General features: G+C 38.6%; 21 protein-coding genes and 1 pseudogene. 5 read left to right on the forward strand and 17 right to left on the reverse strand.

Annotated elements, in window-relative coordinates; all coding sequences use genetic code 11:
- Nucleotides 1–89: 89 nt before the first annotated feature.
- From D0Z64_RS05115 to D0Z64_RS05140, 6 genes are all read right to left on the reverse strand, one after another.
- A complete protein-coding gene (locus D0Z64_RS05115) occupies nt 90–578 on the reverse strand; it encodes a PTS sugar transporter subunit IIA (RefSeq protein WP_006352697.1) in 489 nt (162 codons plus the stop codon).
- 18 nt (nt 579–596) lie between these two features.
- Nucleotides 597–1085, reverse strand: coding sequence for a hypothetical protein (locus D0Z64_RS05120; RefSeq protein WP_040457419.1), 489 nt, complete (start codon nt 1083–1085; stop codon nt 597–599).
- 54 nt (nt 1086–1139) lie between these two features.
- Nucleotides 1140–1868 carry a MurR/RpiR family transcriptional regulator gene (locus tag D0Z64_RS05125; protein ID WP_241244167.1) on the reverse strand — a complete coding sequence of 243 codons (729 nt, stop codon included), beginning with the start codon at nt 1866–1868 and terminating at the stop codon, nt 1140–1142.
- Between the two features lie 67 nt (nt 1869–1935).
- On the reverse strand, nt 1936–3816 hold the full coding sequence (locus D0Z64_RS05130) for an alpha-glucoside-specific PTS transporter subunit IIBC (protein WP_006352700.1): 1881 nt from the start codon (nt 3814–3816) through the stop codon (nt 1936–1938).
- A gap of 20 nt (nt 3817–3836) precedes the next feature.
- Nucleotides 3837–5177: a family 4 glycosyl hydrolase gene (locus tag D0Z64_RS05135; protein WP_080881608.1), complete on the reverse strand. Its 1341-nt coding sequence runs from the start codon at nt 5175–5177 to the stop codon at nt 3837–3839.
- 430 nt (nt 5178–5607) lie between these two features.
- Nucleotides 5608–8004 carry a phosphoketolase family protein gene (locus D0Z64_RS05140; RefSeq protein WP_080881609.1) on the reverse strand — a complete coding sequence of 799 codons (2397 nt, stop codon included), beginning with the start codon at nt 8002–8004 and terminating at the stop codon, nt 5608–5610.
- 551 nt (nt 8005–8555) lie between these two features.
- On the opposite strand from D0Z64_RS05140, the gene D0Z64_RS08790 reads away from it, so the two are divergent.
- The 3 genes from D0Z64_RS08790 (at nt 8556) to D0Z64_RS05150 (ending at nt 9131) form a co-directional block, all read left to right on the forward strand.
- Entirely contained in the window at nt 8556–8759 is a 204-nt protein-coding gene (locus tag D0Z64_RS08790) for a sugar phosphate isomerase family (RefSeq protein WP_406565671.1), read from the forward strand.
- A gap of 68 nt (nt 8760–8827) precedes the next feature.
- Complete coding sequence (locus D0Z64_RS08795) at nt 8828–8977, forward strand: hypothetical protein (protein ID WP_406565672.1); 150 nt, start codon at nt 8828–8830, stop codon at nt 8975–8977.
- Nucleotides 8970–9131, forward strand: a complete 162-nt coding sequence (locus D0Z64_RS05150) for a hypothetical protein (protein ID WP_236943501.1) — start codon at nt 8970–8972, stop codon at nt 9129–9131. Before D0Z64_RS08795 ends, D0Z64_RS05150 begins: the two co-directional genes overlap by 8 nt.
- 142 nt (nt 9132–9273) lie before the next feature.
- On the opposite strand, the gene D0Z64_RS05155 is transcribed toward D0Z64_RS05150, so the two are convergent.
- The 5 genes from D0Z64_RS05155 to D0Z64_RS05175 form a co-directional block, all read right to left on the reverse strand.
- Nucleotides 9274–9999: a GntR family transcriptional regulator gene (locus D0Z64_RS05155; RefSeq protein ID WP_080881610.1), complete on the reverse strand. Its 726-nt coding sequence runs from the start codon at nt 9997–9999 to the stop codon at nt 9274–9276.
- The gene (locus tag D0Z64_RS05160) at nt 10000–10923 is read right to left on the reverse strand and encodes a nucleoside hydrolase (protein ID WP_080881611.1); all 924 of its coding nucleotides are present in this window, start codon (nt 10921–10923) and stop codon (nt 10000–10002) included.
- A gap of 120 nt (nt 10924–11043) precedes the next feature.
- Complete coding sequence (gene rpiA / locus D0Z64_RS05165; protein ID WP_080881612.1) at nt 11044–11739, reverse strand: ribose-5-phosphate isomerase RpiA; 696 nt, start codon at nt 11737–11739, stop codon at nt 11044–11046.
- Nucleotide 11740: 1 nt separating this feature from the next.
- The gene (gene rbsK / locus D0Z64_RS05170; RefSeq protein ID WP_080881613.1) at nt 11741–12661 is read right to left on the reverse strand and encodes a ribokinase; all 921 of its coding nucleotides are present in this window, start codon (nt 12659–12661) and stop codon (nt 11741–11743) included.
- A gap of 96 nt (nt 12662–12757) precedes the next feature.
- Entirely contained in the window at nt 12758–13561 is an 804-nt protein-coding gene (locus tag D0Z64_RS05175) for a DUF4931 domain-containing protein (protein ID WP_080881614.1), read from the reverse strand.
- Nucleotides 13562–13735: 174 nt separating this feature from the next.
- On the opposite strand from D0Z64_RS05175, the gene D0Z64_RS05180 reads away from it, so the two are divergent.
- Entirely contained in the window at nt 13736–15031 is a 1296-nt protein-coding gene (locus tag D0Z64_RS05180) for an extracellular solute-binding protein (protein ID WP_006352710.1), read from the forward strand.
- A 49-nt stretch (nt 15032–15080) separates the two neighbouring features.
- Here the strand turns inward: D0Z64_RS05180 and D0Z64_RS05185 are convergent, their stop codons facing one another.
- The 5 genes from D0Z64_RS05185 to D0Z64_RS05205 all read right to left on the reverse strand — a co-directional run bounded on the left by D0Z64_RS05185 (nt 15081) and on the right by D0Z64_RS05205 (nt 18973).
- Nucleotides 15081–16004: an Mbeg1-like protein gene (locus D0Z64_RS05185; RefSeq protein ID WP_080881615.1), complete on the reverse strand. Its 924-nt coding sequence runs from the start codon at nt 16002–16004 to the stop codon at nt 15081–15083.
- 83 nt (nt 16005–16087) lie between these two features.
- The gene (locus D0Z64_RS05190; RefSeq protein WP_006352712.1) at nt 16088–16747 is read right to left on the reverse strand and encodes an amino acid ABC transporter permease; all 660 of its coding nucleotides are present in this window, start codon (nt 16745–16747) and stop codon (nt 16088–16090) included.
- Between the two features lie 17 nt (nt 16748–16764).
- Nucleotides 16765–17406, reverse strand: coding sequence for an amino acid ABC transporter permease (locus tag D0Z64_RS05195; RefSeq protein WP_080881616.1), 642 nt, complete (start codon nt 17404–17406; stop codon nt 16765–16767).
- On the reverse strand, nt 17406–18221 hold the full coding sequence (locus tag D0Z64_RS05200; protein ID WP_080881617.1) for a transporter substrate-binding domain-containing protein: 816 nt from the start codon (nt 18219–18221) through the stop codon (nt 17406–17408). The genes D0Z64_RS05195 and D0Z64_RS05200 overlap by 1 nt, the downstream gene beginning before the upstream one ends.
- Before the next feature lie 11 nt (nt 18222–18232).
- The gene (locus D0Z64_RS05205; RefSeq protein ID WP_006352715.1) at nt 18233–18973 is read right to left on the reverse strand and encodes an amino acid ABC transporter ATP-binding protein; all 741 of its coding nucleotides are present in this window, start codon (nt 18971–18973) and stop codon (nt 18233–18235) included.
- A gap of 257 nt (nt 18974–19230) precedes the next feature.
- On the opposite strand from D0Z64_RS05205, the gene udk reads away from it, so the two are divergent.
- Complete coding sequence (udk, locus tag D0Z64_RS05210; RefSeq protein WP_080881618.1) at nt 19231–19866, forward strand: uridine kinase; 636 nt, start codon at nt 19231–19233, stop codon at nt 19864–19866.
- Nucleotides 19867–19887: 21 nt separating this feature from the next.
- On the opposite strand, the pseudogene D0Z64_RS08535 reads toward udk, so the two are convergent.
- Nucleotides 19888–20319 (reverse strand): annotated as a pseudogene (locus D0Z64_RS08535) (MFS transporter); the annotation flags it as partial.
- Nucleotides 20320–20341 lie beyond the last annotated feature (22 nt).

Below are 20341 nucleotides of genomic sequence, written 5' to 3' on the forward strand. Positions count from 1 at the left end.
TAAACGTCGGAACTTCAAAACTATCAAATTACCTATTATCAAATTGAGGTTAATTTAACTCTCGGGGGGAAAAATATTTAACAAAACAATTAGTTAAAATGAATAGTTTGTGCTTTTTCGGAATGCTGAATGCTTCGCTTTTCAATTGGATCAACAGCCTTAAGCAGATCCATATTAGTGTAAACAACAATTACACTGTCATCATAACCGGCATCAGTAATTTGTTTCAGGTCCATTGTGGCTAACTGATCACCTGCTGAAACTTGATCGCCTTGTTTAACATTAGTAGTGAAAGGAGCACCTTTTAACTCTACTGTATCAAGACCTAAGTGAATTAAAAGCTCAAGACCCTCTTTAGTTTTAATTCCAATTGCATGCTTAGTTGGGAAAACAGTAGAAATTTCACCGCTTACAGGAGCATAAACATTGCCATCATTTGGCTTAATTGCAAAGCCATCACCTAACATCTTTGTTGAAAAGACGTCATCTTTAACATCAGTAATTGGCATCAATTCACCACTTACTGCTGCTAAAACTTCAGTACCAGTAGCTTTCTTTTTCTTAAAGAAATTGAACATAATTATAACCTCAACTTTTTATAAACTCATTAAAAGGATAAATCCGAAACAAATTACTAAAAACAAACCGGAAACAATGCTGACAACTGTTACTGTTGCATCACGCTGCCCATTCTTAAGACTTTTTGCTTCGTGAATTCCAATTAAAGCCATCACAAAACAAAGGAAATTGCCAACAAGAATTTGACTTATAGCTTGCCACATCATGAAGAAACGATAATTCTCATAAGTTTCAAGCACTTCTTGTTCCTTCAGTAATAAATAGTATCCTGTCATCAAATCAACGAATGCGATGATCACACCCACTGCAACCGCTGGTTGTTTGAACATTACTGTCCATGATTGCTTGCTAGCGAGAATGCGCATTTCAATCATTAACCAAAGAGCAATTGGGATTAAAAACAAGATGTAAGAATACCATTCAATGGTTCGATTTGCATCTAAATGTACCGTTCTTGCAATTCGGTCAAGTAGATTCGAAAATTTGCGTTTACTTACTGCCCACATCACGGTTCCTCTTTTCATTATGAAAGGCTGAATAATCACTAACCAATAGATCAACTAAACAATAGGCTGGAGTAAAGGCAACCTCTTGGTTATCTTCAGGTCCTTCCAAAAAACTACAGTTGGAAAATACATATTGTATTGCGTTAAAGATGCTAATTTATTTTGCTTCATGTTGGTTAATGAAACCAAAACAAACTTATCCGTCCGCAACTTCAATTTTGCAATTTCTTCATTGATGATCTTATTGTCACCCGAAAATGAAATAATGAATAGTACATCACCTTTTTTAGCATTTCGACTTGCAGCCTTAAGCTCATCGACAGCAGAAGGCAAAATTGTCGTATGTAAACCAACCATGAATAACTCATGTGAAATGTATTGTGCAATTAGCTGCTGTTCCCATCCAGTTGAAAAAAGATAGACCATGCTTGCATTATCAAAAGCTTGATATAGATTTTTCAAATTCAAGCTATGAAAATACTTTACAACATCAGCTGTTGCCTTTAACAAATCATGAGCAAAATCACTATGGGCTCTAATTGCTCGATTCTCAGACGAAGCAAGTTCATGGAGATCAAACTTTAATTCACTATAACCACTAAGTCCTAATTTCTTGCAGAGTCTGAAAATAGCGGATTCTGAAACATACAGTTTTTTTGCTAATTTAGACAAACTGAGTTTGCTGCAAGATTCTGGGTTATTTACAACAAATTGAATGATCTTTTTTTCAGAATCATTCAATTTATCGTTATTATTTAAAATCATTGTTTTTAGATTTGCCATAACTCGTGCCTTTAAATACATTACAAAATGTAAATATATTTTAGCACAAGTTAACAATCGCTTACAATTACATTAAACTCTTCATGTTATCGACAATTTGATCTGCGTCTAAGCCAACTACAATGTCAACTTCTTTTTCATTATCTTTACGTTCGACTTCTTTAGCATCGTACTTCTTGAAGTCAACATCGTTAGCAACTTTGCTCATATCAACAACATGAGCTCTTACTCTAGTTGAGCAGCTGATCAAATCATTAATATTGGATTCGCCACCAAGCAAGTCGAGGTAAGCAGTAGCTCTTTCAATATATGGATTATCTTGAGCAGTTGATACTTGAGCAGCGCTTCCGCTTTGTTTTATCAAGTCGTTCATTTTATCAAGAACTTGAGGAACATCAAGACCTACGATAACTTGAATAGCTTTACCATGGTGAACAACGTTAACAGCCTTGTTTGCCTTGAATTCTGAGTCAGGAGCAACCTTGCTTGGATCTGCAACAGATACACGTAATCTAGTAGCGCATGAGCTCAATTCGGTAATGTTTGAAGCACCACCTAATAAGTCAAGGTAAGCAGTAGCTCTGGCAATGTAAGGATCGCTAGCATCTTTGCCAGCTTCCTTAGCAGCCATCTTTTGTTTGTATTCTTTCTTGTTAATAAGTTTAACATCTTGATCATCAGCTTCACGACCTGGAGTGATGTAGTTAAACTTTTCAATCATAATCTTGAAGACGAAGTAAGTAATAATACCGAAGATAATACCAACGATAAATTGCATTACATAAATCTTCCAGTGGTGTTCCCACAATGGCAACCAGTTCTGGGATGCGATACCAATAGCACCGTCTGACATGAAACCTCTTAAACCAAATGCGTACATCACAGTGTTCATCGTAGCTGACATTACTGAGTAAACAACCCAAAGAACTGGAGCTGCGAACAAATAGGTAAAGTCAATAGGTTCAGTAATACCTGCTAAAACTGAAGTTAAAGCAGCTGGGATAAGCAAAGCTGAAGTTTGCTTCTTCTTGTTCTTCTTAGCAGTTGCGTAGAAGGCAAGACAAATAAATGGAACTAAGAATACTTTTTCGTTACCGTAAAGCTGGAATCCTTCCATTGGTGCTAATTGAGCCAAAGGACGAGAACTTGCGGCATATTCTGCCAAGTGCTTCAACCAGTATGGTTGCAAACCACCGGCAACAACGGCTGGACCGAACTGGAATGGAATGTATACCAAGTGGTGAAGTCCAGTAGGAATCAAAATACGGTTTAAGAAGTTGTAAACCCAAATACCGATAAATCCACTGCTTACAATGAAGTTTTGCATAGCAGCAATACCGCTTTGGACTTTTGGCCAGCCCCAGCAAGTAAGAAGTGCTAATGGAATCATTGCAAAGAATGCAAGGAAGTAAACATAAACTGAACCTTGGAAAATACCTAACCAATCAGGCAACTTCTTATCGAAGTATTTGTTGTGAAGCCATCCAACGATCAAGGCAACTACCAAGGCACCCAAGATACTGGTATCAAGAGTCTTAATACCGGCAATGGTAGTCAAACCGTTGTTAGTAGCGTTTGAGACAATTTGAATCTTGTCAAAGTTTGGAATACCAAATGCGCTGCCCCAGTGTGACAACATAGCACCGATAAAGTAGTTATAAGTCAAGTAAGTGATTACTGACTCCATGGCAGCTCTACCTCTAGCTTTGTTAGCTAAACCAATAGGTAAACCTACCGTGAACAAAATTCCTTCTTGGTTGAAGACTGTCCAACCACCGGCTGAAATTGTATCCCAGATGTTGTACCAAGTGGTACCTGGGTTTGCAAGTGAACCGAACAACGTTGCGTTATTGAACAAGCTACCAAGAGCTACGACAATACCCGCAAATGAGAACAGCATAACTGGGACGAACATCGCAGCCCCAAAACGCTGTATTTTCTGCATCATAATTATTTCACCTCTAAAAACTATTTAAGTTCTGGCCAATATGGTTTATTAACAACCATCATGTCATCAAGAATCTTCTTAGCAACGCTTGCATCTGGAACAGTCTTGTTCAAAGTGAAGGCTTGAAGCATCTTGTTGTATGAATGTTCAACATATGCATCAACAACTAATTTTTCACAAGTTTGTTGTTCCATCATCAAGCCGCGTTGGAATCTACCAGCCTTACCAGTAGCAAGTGGTTGAATACCATCTGCGCCGTAGAGGCAAGGAACTTCGACAATTGAATCTGGATCCATATTGGAGATAGCACCATCGTTAGGACAGTTGGCTAAGAACTTTTCATGAGTGTTGTAAGCAATTGCGTGGCAAATATCTACAATATATTCTGAGTGAAGTCCTGAAATGTCCCAAATGTTATCTTTAGCAGTACCAGCTTCAACAATTCTCTTGCATTCGCCAAAGACAATCTTTTGACGGTGTTCAAGAATTTCATCAGTACGAGTGTGCTTTGGATTTGCATTAGCAACTTCGTATTGTGGGAAGTAGTAGTATTGCATGTAAGTGTTTGGCAAAGTGGTTGGATCTAATGAGTAGCAGTCTTTAGCTTTCTTAAAGGTTGCTTCCCAACTAGCTTCAGTATCTTTATCGTAGTCGCCGCCAACCCAGTAGCCATTTTTAGAAACGTAGTCCTTAAGCTTAGGCATTAAGTCTTCGCCAGTCTTCTTATTGCGAACTGACTTCCACCAGCCGAAGTGGTTTAAACCATAGTAAGTGAAGTCTAAGTCGTGGAATGAATCCAAACCACAGATCTTAGCCATTCTGTTCATAATGTCGATAGGCATGTCACAAATGTTGATAACCTTTGCATTTGGACGAAGACGACGACAAGCTTCAGCAACAATGGCAATTGTGTTTGAATAATTAATCATCCAAGCATTTGGTGAATACTTTTCCATCCAGTCAATAATTTGAATAATTGCTGGAATAGAACGTAAACCATAGGCCATTCCTCCGGGTCCGGTCGTTTCTTGACCATTAACACCGTACTTCAAAGGAATCTTTTCGTCTAAGCTTCTCATATGATACTTACCAACACGAATTGAACCCATTACGAAGTCAACATCAGTAAAGGCTTCCTTTGGATCGGTGGTGTATGAGAACTTAATTTGTGGCGCTCTTTCTTTAATGATGATTTCTACGGCTTTTGCAATTTTTTCTTGACGTTCTGCATCGTTGTCATAGAACTTTAATTGTCTAAGTGGAAACATGTCTTGACTTTTGATCAAGTCAAGCACGAAGCCTGGTGTAAACGTGCTACCGCCACCGGCGATAACTACCGAATACTTCTTATCATTAGCCATTTAAAATTACCTCTCAATATATCTAAAACCTAAGACTAAATCGAATGATATCAACTTTTGAAAAGCCTTATTAAGCAGTCAGCTAACTTACAGTTTTCTTTATACCATAATTTTAAAGTTATGTAATCGCTTTCTCTAACTATTGAAGATTTATTTCAGCGTTTGAATGATTTGTTTCATTTTATGAAATATATTTCAAAGCTAAAGAAAATTATTAAGCCTTTATTTTAAGACTAAAATAAACTGATGTATAAGTGCTTTCTTTTGGTACAAATGTTATTTTATTTGAGTTATAACTTGACCGTCAATCTTGATGCTTGGAATTCGTTTCAGTATTTACGAAACTCTTACATGCTCTAATAAATAAAGACAAAATAAAAATCACAGCCTTTCAACTGTGATTTCTATTAATCTATTCTATTGTTTTGTCCTAATTAAGACCTTCCCATTTCCATCCGGTAACTTCAGGAATATCCTTACCATTATCACGAATGTATTGATGGTGCTTAGCAAGCAAGTTATCCATTTCATTTACAAAGTCCGCATTCTTGCCAGCCAAACTTGGAATGCTTTCAACAGCATCTTTAGCCAAATCGAAACGATCAAGGTGGTTCAAGACACGCATATCAAATGGAGTAGTGATATCACCATTTTCTTCATAGCAGTGAATATGAACATTGTAACGTTTACGGCCGAACCAGATTGATTGCATCATGCTCTTGTAGCCGTGCCATGCAAAAATAACTGGAACATCGCTTGGGAATAGACGATCAAATTCTTCTTGTGAAATAGCGTTAGGATTATCCGTCGTGTTCATCAATTTCATGACATCCACAACATTGATGTAGCGAATCTTAAGTTCTGGGAACTTCTTGTGCAAAATATCAATCGCTGCTAAAGTTTCCAAAGTGGGTTCAGTTTCAGTTGAAGCAAAGACAACATCTGGTTTTGCACCCTTGTCAGTTGAAGCCCAATCAATGTAGCTTAAGCCTTTGTCAGCAAGTTTTTCAGCTTCTTCAATTGAGAACCATTGTGGACGAGGTTGTTTAGAAGTTACCAAGACGTTGATACATTCACGATCTTGAAATGCCTTATTAGATACAGCAAGCAAGGTATTTGTATCTGATGGCAAATATTCATGAATCAAGTCTGGACGATTCTTTTCATATAAGTGAGTCAAAATACCTGGATCTTGGTGAGTGTACCCATTATGGTCTTGTTGGAATGCTGTTGAAGTTGCCACGAAGTTAAGAGCTGGGTAATCGTGACGCCAATATTGTTCCTTAGCTTTACGAAGCCATTTCATGTGTTGCGTAAGCATTGAATCAACTACGCGACCGAATGCTTCATAAGTTGCAAAGAAGCCATGACGACCAGTCAAAACATATCCTTCAAGGAAGCCTTCATCTTGGTGTTCTGATAATTGTGAGTCAATGATGCGGCCGCTTGGAGCCAAGTTTTCATCATTTGGTTCATGAATTTCTGGTTCCCATTGACGCTTTTGATCATCAAGTAAGCTGAACAACCGGTTGGACTTAGATTCATCAGGTCCAAAGCCTCTGAATGTATCAGGGTTAAGTTTAGCAATTTCATCCAGATACTTAGCCCATTCAACCATGTCTTGTGCTTCCATTTGACCTGGCTTAAATTTCAAAGCATACTGGCGGTAATCTGGCAAATTCAAGCGCTTAGGGTTCTTACCCCCATTAGTGATTGGGTTCATAGCCATTCTGTGATCGCCCTTAGCAGTGTTTTCGGTAACGATTTCTTTAGGAGAGCCGTCTTCATTGAACAACTCTTCAGGCTTGTAGCTCTTAAGCCAATTAACAAGCATATCCTTGTGTGTCATATCGCCTTGTGCGACTGGAATTGGAATTTGGTGAGCACGGAATGAGTTTTCAATTGGGTTGCCATCCAAGTCCTTCTTTGGGCCAGTCCATCCCTTTGGGCATTGGAAGATAATCATTGGCCAATGTGGCAAACTTGCGTCATTGTTTTCACGAGCATGCTTTTGAATAGCTTTGATTTCTTCAATGACTTCATCCATGGTCTTAGCCATTTCTTCATGAACTTGCATTGGATCCTTTTCACCGTCAAAACGGCCACCCTTAAAGACAGAAACAAAGTGTGGATCCCAACCCATACCACGGAAGTATTCAGTTAATTCTTCATCGCTCATGCGTGAAACGATAGTCGGGTTAGAAATCTTGAAGCCATTGATTTGAAGGATCGGTAAAACAGCACCATCTTTAATTGGGTTGATGAACTTGTCACTGAACCAACTTGCTGCAAGTGGGCCAGTTTCAGCTTCACCGTCACCGATTTCAACAGCGGCAATTACATCAGGATTATCCAAAATTGCACCGATACCATGTGAAAGTGAGTAGCCCAATTCCCCACCTTCGTGGATTGATCCTGGAGTTTCTGGAGCAGCGTGAGAGGCAACACCACCTGGGAAACTGAAGCGCTTGAATAATTTTGCCATACCCTTTTCATCTTGAGTAATTTCTGGGTAGCGTTCAGTGTATGAGCCGTCAAGGTATGAGTTAGAAACCATTACTTGGCCACCGTGACCGGAACCTTCAATATAGAACATATCTAAATTATATTTCTTAAGTACACGGTTTAAGTGAGCGTAAATAAAGTTTTGTGGAGCAATTGTTCCCCAGTGACCGATTGGCTTTGGCTTTACATCTTCAGCAACTAAAGGGGTCTTAAGAAGAGGATTCTTCATTAAGAAAAGCTGCCCAACTGACAGATAGTTGGCTGCACGCCAGTACGCGTCAACACTCTTTAAGTATTCTTTTGAATCGTAATCGACTGACATTTTCTTCTCCTTTTAAATAATTTTGAAAAGCTGATACATTTATATTTGATATTTTGACTACGACTATATAATACCAATTTCTAGCAAAAGTTCAACTATTTTTTAAATTGGTACCTCCCAATTATGATAAGTGCTTTATTTCTGCTGTCACGCTTAAAAGATTGTTATAAAAGCATTTATCATTTTTGGGCTAAGTGTTTGCTTTGCGATATGCTTAATAATGCTTATTTAATACTGCTAAAATGCTTACTAAACTAAATAACTTTTTGAAAAGCTGTTAGCCTTTGAGATGGAGGAAGAAAAATGACTCAAAAAGAACGTTTGCTAGAAATTAAAGAAATGCTAAAAAGCAGCATCGGCTTTCTAGACGAAAACTAGCTGAACATTTTAGCGTCGCCTTTGATACAGCAAGACGCGATGTATTGTGATTAACTTCAAGCGGTCAAGCGGTCAAGCCGTTCGTATTCACGGCGGTTTGATGGAGCTTGAACATAATACTGTTCCAGACTTCTTAGTCAGAAGTCAAATTCAATCCCCCGCTTAAAGAAAAAATGGCTAGAAAAGCCAAGCGTTTTATTCATCCTGGGCAGTTAGACTTTATCGCTCCTTCGACAACCTTGGAGCAGCTTTGCCATATGATTGCTGGCATTGATTTGCAAGTTGTCACTAATTCAGTTGATAATGCTTTTGCTTTGATGAATTCTCCGCTTCCTGGTGTAACGATTTTAGGTGGCAAGCTTTATTGCTTCATCTGATGCTCTAGAGCAAATAAAAAAGCTGCGTTGAAGCGCAGCTTTTATCGGAACATCCAAAGTTTGTCAAGATGGTATCTAATTCTTCCCCTTACTTATCAGCTCCATTGAGCAAAATTGATGTCGTCATTACTGACACGCCAATTCCTACTGAATTTAGAAATGCGTTTACTGAACGGACGCAAATTATTCCGGTGATGAGGAAGGATAGTTATGCTTAGTCTCTTTAACAAATTTAATTCTAATCAGCAAAAAGAAACCGATGAAGTTTATCAATTATTGCCAAAATTTTATGATAGCTTTTTTGGCAATATGTATGGCCATGAAGCATTTGCCGTTAACGAGTCAGCAGCAAAAGCTGATGAACGAATTTAATTTAAAAACAAAGCGGGTAAGCTTGAGCTATGTTTACACCAGTCCCCTAAATGATGCCAAACAGTTCATGCCTTTCTAAAGACCTGTTCTAATTACGATAAATCTAAAAAGAATGCAAGCCGCACATGGTTTGCACTCTTTTTTAACGATTTAAATTGACGAAAGTATTAAACCGCATGTAATGATAATGAACGCGCATATTAGAAACTTCAAATGGCGTCCCATCATCCAAGAAGAAAATCCCTTCCATTACCCCTACAGGTTCTGTTGACTTCAACTTCATTTTTTCTTGATCTTCTTTGTTTGATGGCTCAACAGTAATATTCAAAAAGGATTTCGTTACTGTTTTATTCTGTTCATCTTCCAAATAATTAAACAAAGACTGCTGCAAGGTTTCTGGTTTTAGTTCCGGCATAATCTTGATCGGCAAATAGCCGCGCTCAATTAGGAAAGGCTGCTCATCTAGCAAACGCAGACGTTTAAATTCATAGACAAAATCATTTTCATTCAGAAACAGGTCCTGGGCAATCTCCTTGGGAGCCTTAATAACATGAAAATCCAGCAATTTAATTTGCTGCTTTTTGCCTGGAACTTTAAAACTATCTGTCAGTCCCAAGTTTGATCCTTCATAGCGAAATAATGCTTGGTTTTTCAAATACAGCGGATTGATAAATGTGCCGCTGCCGCGTTTTTTAAAAACAATTCCCTGATCAGCCAGCAGCGCTAACGCCCGCTTCATTGAAGAACGACTTACTTGATAAGTCTGAGCCAAAGTCCGTTCATCAGGAAGGCGCATTCCATTAAAACTATTACTCAAAATTTTGTGCTTTAAATCGTGCATCACGCTGCGATAAACATAATCTGCCATTTATTTTATTCCTTGATCTGCTTGGTTAATACTATTAGTAAACCAGCGATTAAATTTCTCAAGATCAACATCAACTGCCACTTCGGCATTCGGCTGACCACTCATAAAATCAATTACGCTTGCTCCATAAGTAAAACGACCGGCAAGTTCAATCTCTACTCTCGCCTTTTTTATCACAAAAGCCTCAGGACAAAGAATCAGTGCTACTGCGGTTGGATCGAAAATCTTAATTCTTGGATCGCCATCTGGTTCTTTAATATGCGAAAACAAGCCGTACAGCATCTTGCCAACCTCACCGCAATTTTTAATTTCTTCCATTTGTTGCGGCGTAATGTGAGTTTTATTGCCAATTTCCAAAGGAGCTACCTTAATTTCAACCCCGCTGTGGAAAACCACTTGAGCGGCTTCCGGGTCGCCAGCAATATTATATTCTGCAAGTGGACTGTGATTGCCGCGTCCAATATTGCCACCCATGATTACGATTTGAGCAATATTTTCTACAACGTTTGGATATTGTTTTATTAAAAGCGCAAAATCTGTTAACGGTCCAATGCCGAGCAAAGTTACCTTTTTAGGACTATCCATAATGGCATTGTACATAAGGGTTGCAGCCAGACCTGGGACAAGCAACTGCTCATTTGCCTCAGGAAAATCATAACCTGCGACCCCAGTCTTGCCGTGAACCGAAGCGGCAGAAATCATTGGTGCGACTAGTGGTTGATTTGCACCTGCAACTACCGGAACTTTTGTATGTAAAAATTCTTCTAAATTTAAAGTATTCTGCAGAGTATATTCTAGTGCAACATTGCCCCAAGTTGGCACCAGCATTTTGACATCAAACTCAGAAGCAAACAAGCTGATAGTCATGGCAGCAATATCGTCAATTCCGGGATCTGTAGAAATAATTAATGGCTGTTTTGTCATTTAAATCGTCCTTTCAGCATTTATTCGTGTAAGTTAATCATACCAAAACTCGACTGAACTTGTTGTTTTTATTCAAATAAAAAAAGGAATGGGCAACCATTCCTTTTCAATCTTTATAATTCATTTTCTCTTGTCTTCGATGCTGCCATCACTGTGAGCAATGATCACTTCATCGCACATGTCCAAGAACAAGCCGTGTTCAACTACGCCCACCGTATGATCCAAATAGTCAGCCAATCCATGTGGTGCTGGTACCGGATCAGCGGCCAAATCAATGATGTAGTTGCCATAGTGCGTTACGTAGCGCTTGCCGTGTTCATCCTTGCGCCATTGCGGCTTTAATCCTTCCTGCTCGAACTTTCTGAAGTTTTGTTCACAGGAAATTGGCAATACTTCCACTGGAAGCGGGAAGCCGCCCAAACGATGAACTAATTTTGATTCATCGACAATCCAGATAATCTTCTTGGAATTGATGGCGACGTTTTTCTCCAAAGTCAATGCACCACCGCCGCCTTTGATGCCGTCCAAATTATCAGCCACTCTGTCGGCACCGTCTACCGTCAAATCGACTTGATCAATATCGGCCAGTTCGTCTACTTTGAAGCCAAGCCCTTCAAGCTGCTTCTTGCTACGGTTGGAAGTGGTGACGATATGCTTTAAAGTGAAGCCCTCTTTTTCTTTTCTCTGTCCCAAGGCATCGATAAAGAAGGCAACGGTTGAACCGGTTCCAACGCCTAAAACCGAACCCAGCTTAACCATTTCGGCTGCCTTTGTGGCTGCTTCTTTTTTTAACTGATCTTGTTGCTTTTTGTCCATTTTATTTCTCCATTAAATCTTTAACTTCTTTTGCTGTTGGAATTGAAGGCTGAGCTCCCAAACGCTGAACGGCAATTGAGGATGCTCGACTGGCGATTACTGCAGCCTGTTCAATATTGGTTAAATCCTTATTTAAATTGCCAGCCAAAAATCCAAGGAAGGTATCACCAGCAGCAGTCGTGTCAACGGCGCTTACTTTAAATGCTGGCACTAATTTTTCAGCAACGGCAGTAGAAATATAAGCACCTTTGTCACCATAGGTGATTACTACATTGCTGACGCCCATTTCATGCAACTTGGCAGCACTAAGCTTTAAATCATTCTCTTCATTGATTTCAATCCCAGTAATTGCGGCACTTTCAGTCTCATTGGGTGTGATAACATCGGTTAACTGCAGCAATTCCTGTGGAATATTTTTAATTGCTGGAGCTGGGTTTAAGATTGTGACTGCACCTTGCCGCTTTGCCAATTTAAAAGCCTCAATCGTTGCCTCAAGCGGAGTTTCAAACTGAGCAATGACGCAATCTACTTCACCAAGCAAATTGCTTGCAGCATCAATATCTGAAACGCTCAAACTATAATTGGCGCCATGATCAATAATAATGTCATTTTGACCATTGTCATTTAAGGTAATGTAAGCATGACCTGTATTTTGTCCAGCAGTTGTTTGTACATATTCAAGGCTAACACCATAATTTTTCAACTGCTTAAGCATGAATTCACCGGTACTGTCTTCACCAACACGCGAAATAAATTGTGTTTCGGCACCGCTTTTTGCGGCAGCTACAGCTTGATTAGCTCCTTTTCCACCAGCAGCCATCGTTACCTCAGAAGCATTGATGGTTTCGCCTGGTTTAGGAAAATCCTTTACATGCAAAGTTGTATCCACATTGCTTGATCCAACAACAACAATTTTTTTCATCTTATGCAATCCTCTTAATTAAGCATTTTTATCAAGTCAATTATAACAAAAAAAGCACTTTCATCGGTGCCTTTTCCATTCTTTTACCATTTATCTTTAAAGCAAAATGCCACCATTTACAAACCCATGCAGGCGTTTAGCCTCCCACTTGAGAGTATTGGAATCATCAACTTGAGAAATCTTATAGCCAACAAAATATGGGGAAGCGTAAAAACGTGGAATAATCTTGCAGCATGTGCCTTGACCATCATTGATTGGATAGAAAAACAAGTTATAAGAATCCACACCATGTGATAAAACTGAGCGGACATACTGCGTTCCTTTTTGAATTAAATCTGCCCAGATATTCAAATCTTGATTATGGTGCGTCAAAATATTAACTTCTTGATAGCCTTGCACCGGATAGGCCGACAAATTCATTTCAACATCCCCGGACTTGCCTACTTCAAACCCTGTAAAGTTTCCAGCTTCAATATCCTGGTAGCCATCTTTGTGATATAAGCCAACGATCTGCATATGCGGATGAGTCAAAGAACCATCTGACTTAGGACCGAAGTTCTTATACCAAAGAACGCTCTCATATTTGCCAGAATTATTCATTTTTTGAAAACATTTGAGTGCAAAAGCCATTAATTCTTCGTTTTCTTCACGGGTATAAGTGGAAACATCCCCTTGGTGGTCGCTAGACTCAATTAAAATGGTTTGGTCAGTATCCTGTAGAGTTGGATACTTGTTCTTGAGCCAGATCATGTCGCCCTTTTTCTCATAAATATTTTCCAAATGAGCTACATCACAGAAAGGACAGCCTGCACTCTTATTGCCCTGCCGGTTGCCATAATCATAATCGTAAGGCTTACGTTTACCAATTGAATAATTATATACTAAGGGATTTTTGTCCATATTCTCACCTAAAAAATAAAATTTATCTACACAATATTTATATTCTTAATTTTAATTTTATTTTGTCAACTGTCAATTAGGAACATTAATTTAAATAGTCACTTCAAAAGTACGTTTTTTATGCTAAAATGAACGCTGTAAGGTTTTAAAAAGAAGGGAGAATAAGTTATTATCATGAAACTTATTCATAAAGCAGCTGCAGTTGCAGCATTAGCAGCAGCTGCATTAGGCTTGAGTGCATGCTCAAATAGCCAAAGCAGTTCATCATCTACTAAAATTCCAACCAAAATTACTAAGAAGACAACTGTTACTTTTTGGTATTCATTAACAGGTTCCTCACAAAGTGCCTTAAAGAAATTAACGAAAGAATTTGAAAAAAAGAATCCGAATATTACTATTAAGTTGCAGAGCCAGGGTGGAAACTATTCTGACTTGCAAGCCAAGTTAACTTCTGGTCTGCAATCGCCAAAAGATTTGCCAACCATTGCTCAAGCTTATCCAGATTGGCTATATAATGCAGCCAAAAATAAGATGCTGGTCAACCTCACTCCTTATGTTAAAAATAAGAAAATTGGTTGGGGTTCATATAAGAACAGCAAGATCCAAAGTGGACTGTGGAACGGTGCAAAAATCGGTGGAACTCAATACGGCGTTCCGTTTAACAAGTCCGTTGAAGTGCTTTTCTACAACAAGACTTTGCTTGACAAATATGGTGTCAAAGTTCCAACCACAATGGCAGAATTAAAGACAGCATCACAAAAGATCTATGAAAAGAGCAATCACAAGGTTCGGGGCATGGGCTTCGATGCTTTGAACAACTACTACATGCTTTCAATGAAGGAAAACGGCGTTAGCTTCAACAAGAATCTTAACTTTGCTAGTTCCACTTCCAAAAAAGTCATTAATTACTATGCCGATGGCGTTAAAGCTGGCTACTTCATGCAAGCCGGAACTGAAAAATACATGTCTACCCCATTCAGCAACGCTCAAGTTGCGATGTTTATCGGTTCAACTGCTAACGAAGCTTACGTTAAGCAAGGTCTTTCAAAGAAATACACTTACGGCATTGCACCACGTCCAAGCAAATTGAACGTTCAACAAGGTACTGATATTTACATGTTTAGTCACGCTACTGCTACTCAAAAGGCAGCCGCCTTCATGTATATGAAATTCTTAACCAGCAAATCTTCTCAACTTTACTGGGCTCAACAAACCGGTTATATGCCTGTTAACTCAGACGTTTTAAATTCATCAACTTATAAAGCCGATAAAAGCAGCAAGGTACCTGCAATTTTAGCAAAAACTACCAAGAACCTATACTTCTTGCCTGTAACTAAGAACGCTACCTCTGCTTATGACCAAGTAAATGCCAATATGCAATTTATCCTCGCTTTAGCTGCTAAAAAGCAAAGCTGGAACAGTGCAATTACTACTGGCAAGAGCAAACTGGACAGTTCTTGGAATCAATAGAATATTAAAGTAAACAAAAAGGACTTAGCTTTTCAAGGCTAAGCCTTTTTTAGTCATTTTTATCTTTTAAAAGGCCTGACTTGTTCAAAAAATCATTAATTTTTGACCAGCCACGCTTGTCTGGCCAACGCTGCTGCAACTCTTTAAATTTGCGATTGGCAAGCTGCCGTATTTCTCCAGCCTGGCCCATTTTTTCAACGGAGTGTGCCAAATCATTTGAACGGGACAACAATTTATGCTCACTCATGCTTTCCTGCAAAAAGGCGTCATCAACTTCCCGCAGCTTCACATTGCCATTTTCATCAAATTGATAACCACCCCATAAGTGCTGTTTGATTGGTGGCATCTTTTCACTATCGACATAGCACAATTTGCCAATCATATGGTGACTGGCAGTAATTCCTAAAGTTACCGGATCATAGATATCAACATAATTATAAATCTTCTGTCTCATCTCATTCACGCGGTGGCGCTGCCTCTGATCCAGCAGAAGCCAGATATTGGTTCCTTCATAAAGATATGCCCCGGCAATTCGATCTGGGTGGCGACAATTAGCTAGAGCATACTGCGCATTGATAGCGCCTAAAGAATGACCATAAACGTAGAAGTGCTCACCCTTATATTCATGAATAGTCTGATTAAGCAGATGAGCCGCACTTTTTAGTTGACTAGGAATCTTTCTTTCATTGACCAGTAATGCGACCAAAATCGGTAAGTTGGTTCGCAGCCATTCATCCCTCCAAGTGGTAGGATTGCCTTTTGCGATACCATATGAGCCCTTAAAAAGAATAGTAATTTCTCTTGTATTAGCAATTACAAAAGCTCGCAAACCATCTTCTTCATAAACTGAATTAGTGACAATTCCGATAAAATGATGATCGATTTCAACTTTTTGTCCCAATTTCAGTTCTTCGTAAGACTTCTTGGTTAATTCAATTCGCTGTCGATCAGTTAATTGTTTATTAATATCCATCTTTTTTCCTGCAAAAAAATACTAGTTACCTACTTAATCTTAGCATGCAACTAGTATTTTCTTTTGGATTTATTTGTATTTTTTTAGTCCATCTTAAAACGTTTTTGCAAGTAGCTGGCAAACATCGACAAACAGAAGCAAACGATGAAGTACATTACCGCAATAATCACGTACATTGGAATAATATACGTAGTGTTTTGACTATAAATAATTTGTGCGTGGTAAAGAAGTTCAGGCAAAACAATAATCGTTGCCAAAGAAGTATCCTTAACTAAGGAAACAAACTGCGACAATAAAGCTGGAATCATGTTATGCAAAGCCTGTGGCATCACAACGTGATACATTGCCTGACCAAAGGTCATTCCGTTGGAACGGGCTCCTTCCATTTGTCCAGGATCAATTGATGAAATACCACTACGAACAATCTCAGCCAGCATTGCGCCTTCAAAAATAACCAAGGCAATAATCGAAGCCGCCGTTTGATTGGTAACAATTCCCAATTCTGGCAGACCGAAGTATGTAAAGAAAATAATCAGCAGCAAAGGCAAGTTACGAATAATATCAATAACAAAACCTACAATTGCTGAAACATATTTGATCTTCATATAACGCAAGAGACCGAAAATCAATCCCAGGACAAAACTTAAAATAATCGAAATCAGCGAAACATAAATTGTTACCCACAAACCTTGTAATAAGAAGTGGATATCAACCCATGAATAAGCATGAATAAAAGTTTCCATTTTTCTTCCTTCCTATCCTAGTTTGCGAGTTTCTTCTCTAAGTGGCGCAAATAGTAGCTTAATGGCAAGGTCAAAACCAAATAGAACAAGCCAACTACAATATAAGTGTCAATTGTTTGAAAAGACGCAAAGGCAATCAACTGAGCCTGATACATTAAATCAAAACCGGCAACAAAGGCTAAAACTGAAGAGTTTTTGATTAAGTTAACAAATTGGTTGCCCAATGGCGGAATAACAATTTTCATTGCCTGTGGCAAAATAACATAGCGCATTGCTTGTATATAAGTCATTCCGTTTGAACGGGCACCTTCCATTTGGCCCTCACCGATTGAATTAATACCTGAGCGAACCGTTTCAGCAATAAATGCGGAAGTATACAAGGTTAAGCCAATCGTACCTGATTGAAAACCAGAGAGCTTAAAGAAAAAGCGCGGAACAATCAAATAGAAGATCATCACAATGACCAACAAAGGAATATTTCTGAAAACTTCGATATAGATGTGTGCAATAATGCGTACAAATTTTGGTGGGGCAACTTCAAGCAGAGCAAAGAAAATTCCCAAAATTAAACTAAAAATTAGGGCAATCACACTACACAAAATCGTATTCCAAAAACCTGTTAGAAAACTAGACCAGTTGTTTGTAAGAATCGACCACATTACTTCAACAACTCCTTCACATCAAAACCTGGAATACCTTTGAACCATTTATTGATTAAACGATTGTAGGTACCATTTTTCTTAAGTTCAGCTAACGCAGTATTCAAATGATTTACCATTTGTGTCTGGCCCTTGTTAACGGCAATTCCATATGGAGCATTTGTATAAACGCCACCAACCAATTTATAGCCAGGATTTTCTTGAGCAATACCGGCAAGCAAACCATTATCAGTAGTCAAAGCAACACCTTGTCCAGCTTTCAAAGCCGACATTGCCTGACCATAATCATCATATTGAAGCACTTTAGCTTTAGGTGCATATTTATGGACGTCGTCAACCGCCGTCGTCCCTTTAACGGCTAAAACGGTCTTGCCATTCAACTGTTTAACATTAGTAATTTTGCTGCTGTTTGAAACCAATAATGAAGAACCAGCTGGGAAGTATGGATTAGTAAAATCAACTTGCTTGGCTCTTTCTTTAGTAATAGTCATCGTTGCCAAAACAGCATCAACGTTATGATTCTTAAGCAAAGGAATTCTAGTGTTGGCAGTTGTCGTTAAGAATTCAGCATGAGCAGAACTGCCTAACATTTGTTTAGTAAGTGCTTTGGCCAAATCAATTTCAAAACCTTCGATTTTTCCGGTTTTAATATTAGTCAAGCCGAACAACCGAGTATCTGCTCTAATTCCCCAAACAATCGTCTTGCTTTGCTTTACATGTTCGTATGTATTATCGTTTTTCTTCGTACAACCTGCCAAGGCAAAAACCATCATGAATCCTAGCATCAGCAGGATAATCTTTTTTAATTTTTTCATGGTTTACACCCTTAATCTTTGGAAATGACTTTGCTTAAGAATTCACGTGCACGTTCGGTATTTGGATGTGCGAAAAATTCTTCTGGCTTCCGATCTTCCAAAACATGACCTGCATCAAAGAAAATCAAACGATTGCTTACTTCACGAGCAAAGCCCATTTCGTGAGTTACAACAACCATTGTAATTCCCTGTTCAGCAACATATCTCATAACATCAAGCACATCCTGAATCATTTCAGGGTCAAGGGCACTAGTTGGTTCATCAAACAAAATTACCTTTGGCTTCATTGCAAGTGAACGCGCAATTGCAACACGCTGCTTCTGACCACCAGATAATTGTCTTGGATAAGAGTTAATTTTATCGACCATACCAACTTTTTCCAAATATTGCATCGCGATCTTTTTATTTTCATCATCAGGACGCTTTAAAACAATCTTTGGGGCTAAAGTAACATTTTCAAGGACGGTGTGATTATCGTATAAATTAAAGTGCTGGAAAACCATGCCCACATTTTTACGAATTTTATTGATATCGGTCTTTTTATCAGCCAAATCATAGCCAGTAACCAGCAATTGACCTTTATTGATCTTTTCCAGACCATTCATCGTACGAATAAGCGTACTTTTGCCTGAACCAGAAGGTCCAATAATAGAAACAACTTCACCTTCATTAATTTTTAAATTAATATCCTTCAAAGCGTGAAACTTGCCGTAATATTTATCAACATGTTTAAATTCAATGATTGGTGTCATGGGTCCTTATCCCTTCCTTTAAATTCATATAACTATTATTCTACCTTTTTTTCAGAAAATGTAAAAGAAATCTTAATTTATTTCCAAACATTTTGATGATGCGTTCTATTTATTGTTCACTATTTACTAATCATTTTTAAATTTGTACACTCAATTATCCGGCCTTCAATTGCTTGCAGTCGATTCTTTTGCACAAAGTATTGTCATGATCAGTCTTTATCGTTAAGATGATATTGAAATGAAAAAAGGAGAATAACATGACACAACTTGATAAACCTGTAATTATCGGCATTGCCGGTGGTTCAGGGAGTGGTAAAACAACGATCGCACATGAAATTGCTGATGAAATTAATGCTGATGACCATATCACCATTATGACGCAGGATTCTTACTATAAAGATAATACTGGCGTTCCAATGGCTGAAAGAAAGAAGATCAATTATGATCATCCAGATGCTTTTGACATGCCGCTTCTTGAAGATCAGCTCAATCAGCTGCTTCATCGCAAGCCAATTGAAATGCCAACTTATGACTTTACCGCCCATACTCGCAGTAAAAAGACCATCCATGTTGAACCATCCGATATCATTATTTTGGAAGGGATTCTGGTTTTATTCAATGAAGCTATCCGCAATCTGATGGACATTAAAGTATATGTCGACACTGATGACGACATTCGCTTTATCAGACGATTGGAGCGGGACATAAAGGAGCGCGGCCGTTCTCTTGACTCCGTTATCAATCAATACTTAAGCACAGTTAAGCCGATGTATCATCAATTCATTGAGCCTACCAAGCGCTATGCTGACATCATCGTGCCTGAAGGTGGAGAAAACGATGTGGCAATTGACATGCTGACAACGAAAGTCAGATCTGTTCTTTCCCACAAATAATGAATACAAAAAAAGCCTATTAGTTCTGATTTTGCCAGGCACATAAGAAGTCCACATTAACGGGTATATTAAGTCATAAACCCCGATTGCCGCCCATGAGATGGTATAAGCAAACATAATCACAATTTCATTGCTGGTAACACACGTTAAAGCCATGAAAATTGCCGTCATTGGTGGCAAAATCAACAAAATTTTGCGGTAACCCAATTTGTGAACAGTGGCAATCATCAAAGACATCAAGATTGCCGTTGCGGCATTAAAAATATTCAAACTTGAAATTAATTGTGGTGCAACAATTTTGTAGTAAGAAAGAGCTGCATCATTGGTAATTCCAGCGACTGCACCTAAAATGCCATATATCAAAAGGTAAATGATGACATTTCGTTTATAACGCGGATTCCAGTTCTTTATAGCCTCCGCTCCCTCTTGTTTTTCCTTACTGGTCAAAAAAATCCTCTCCCTTTCGCACCTGTAA

The sequence above is a fragment of the Lactobacillus amylolyticus genome (genome assembly GCF_003999355.1).
Taxonomy (GTDB): Bacteria; Bacillota; Bacilli; order Lactobacillales; family Lactobacillaceae; genus Lactobacillus; species Lactobacillus amylolyticus.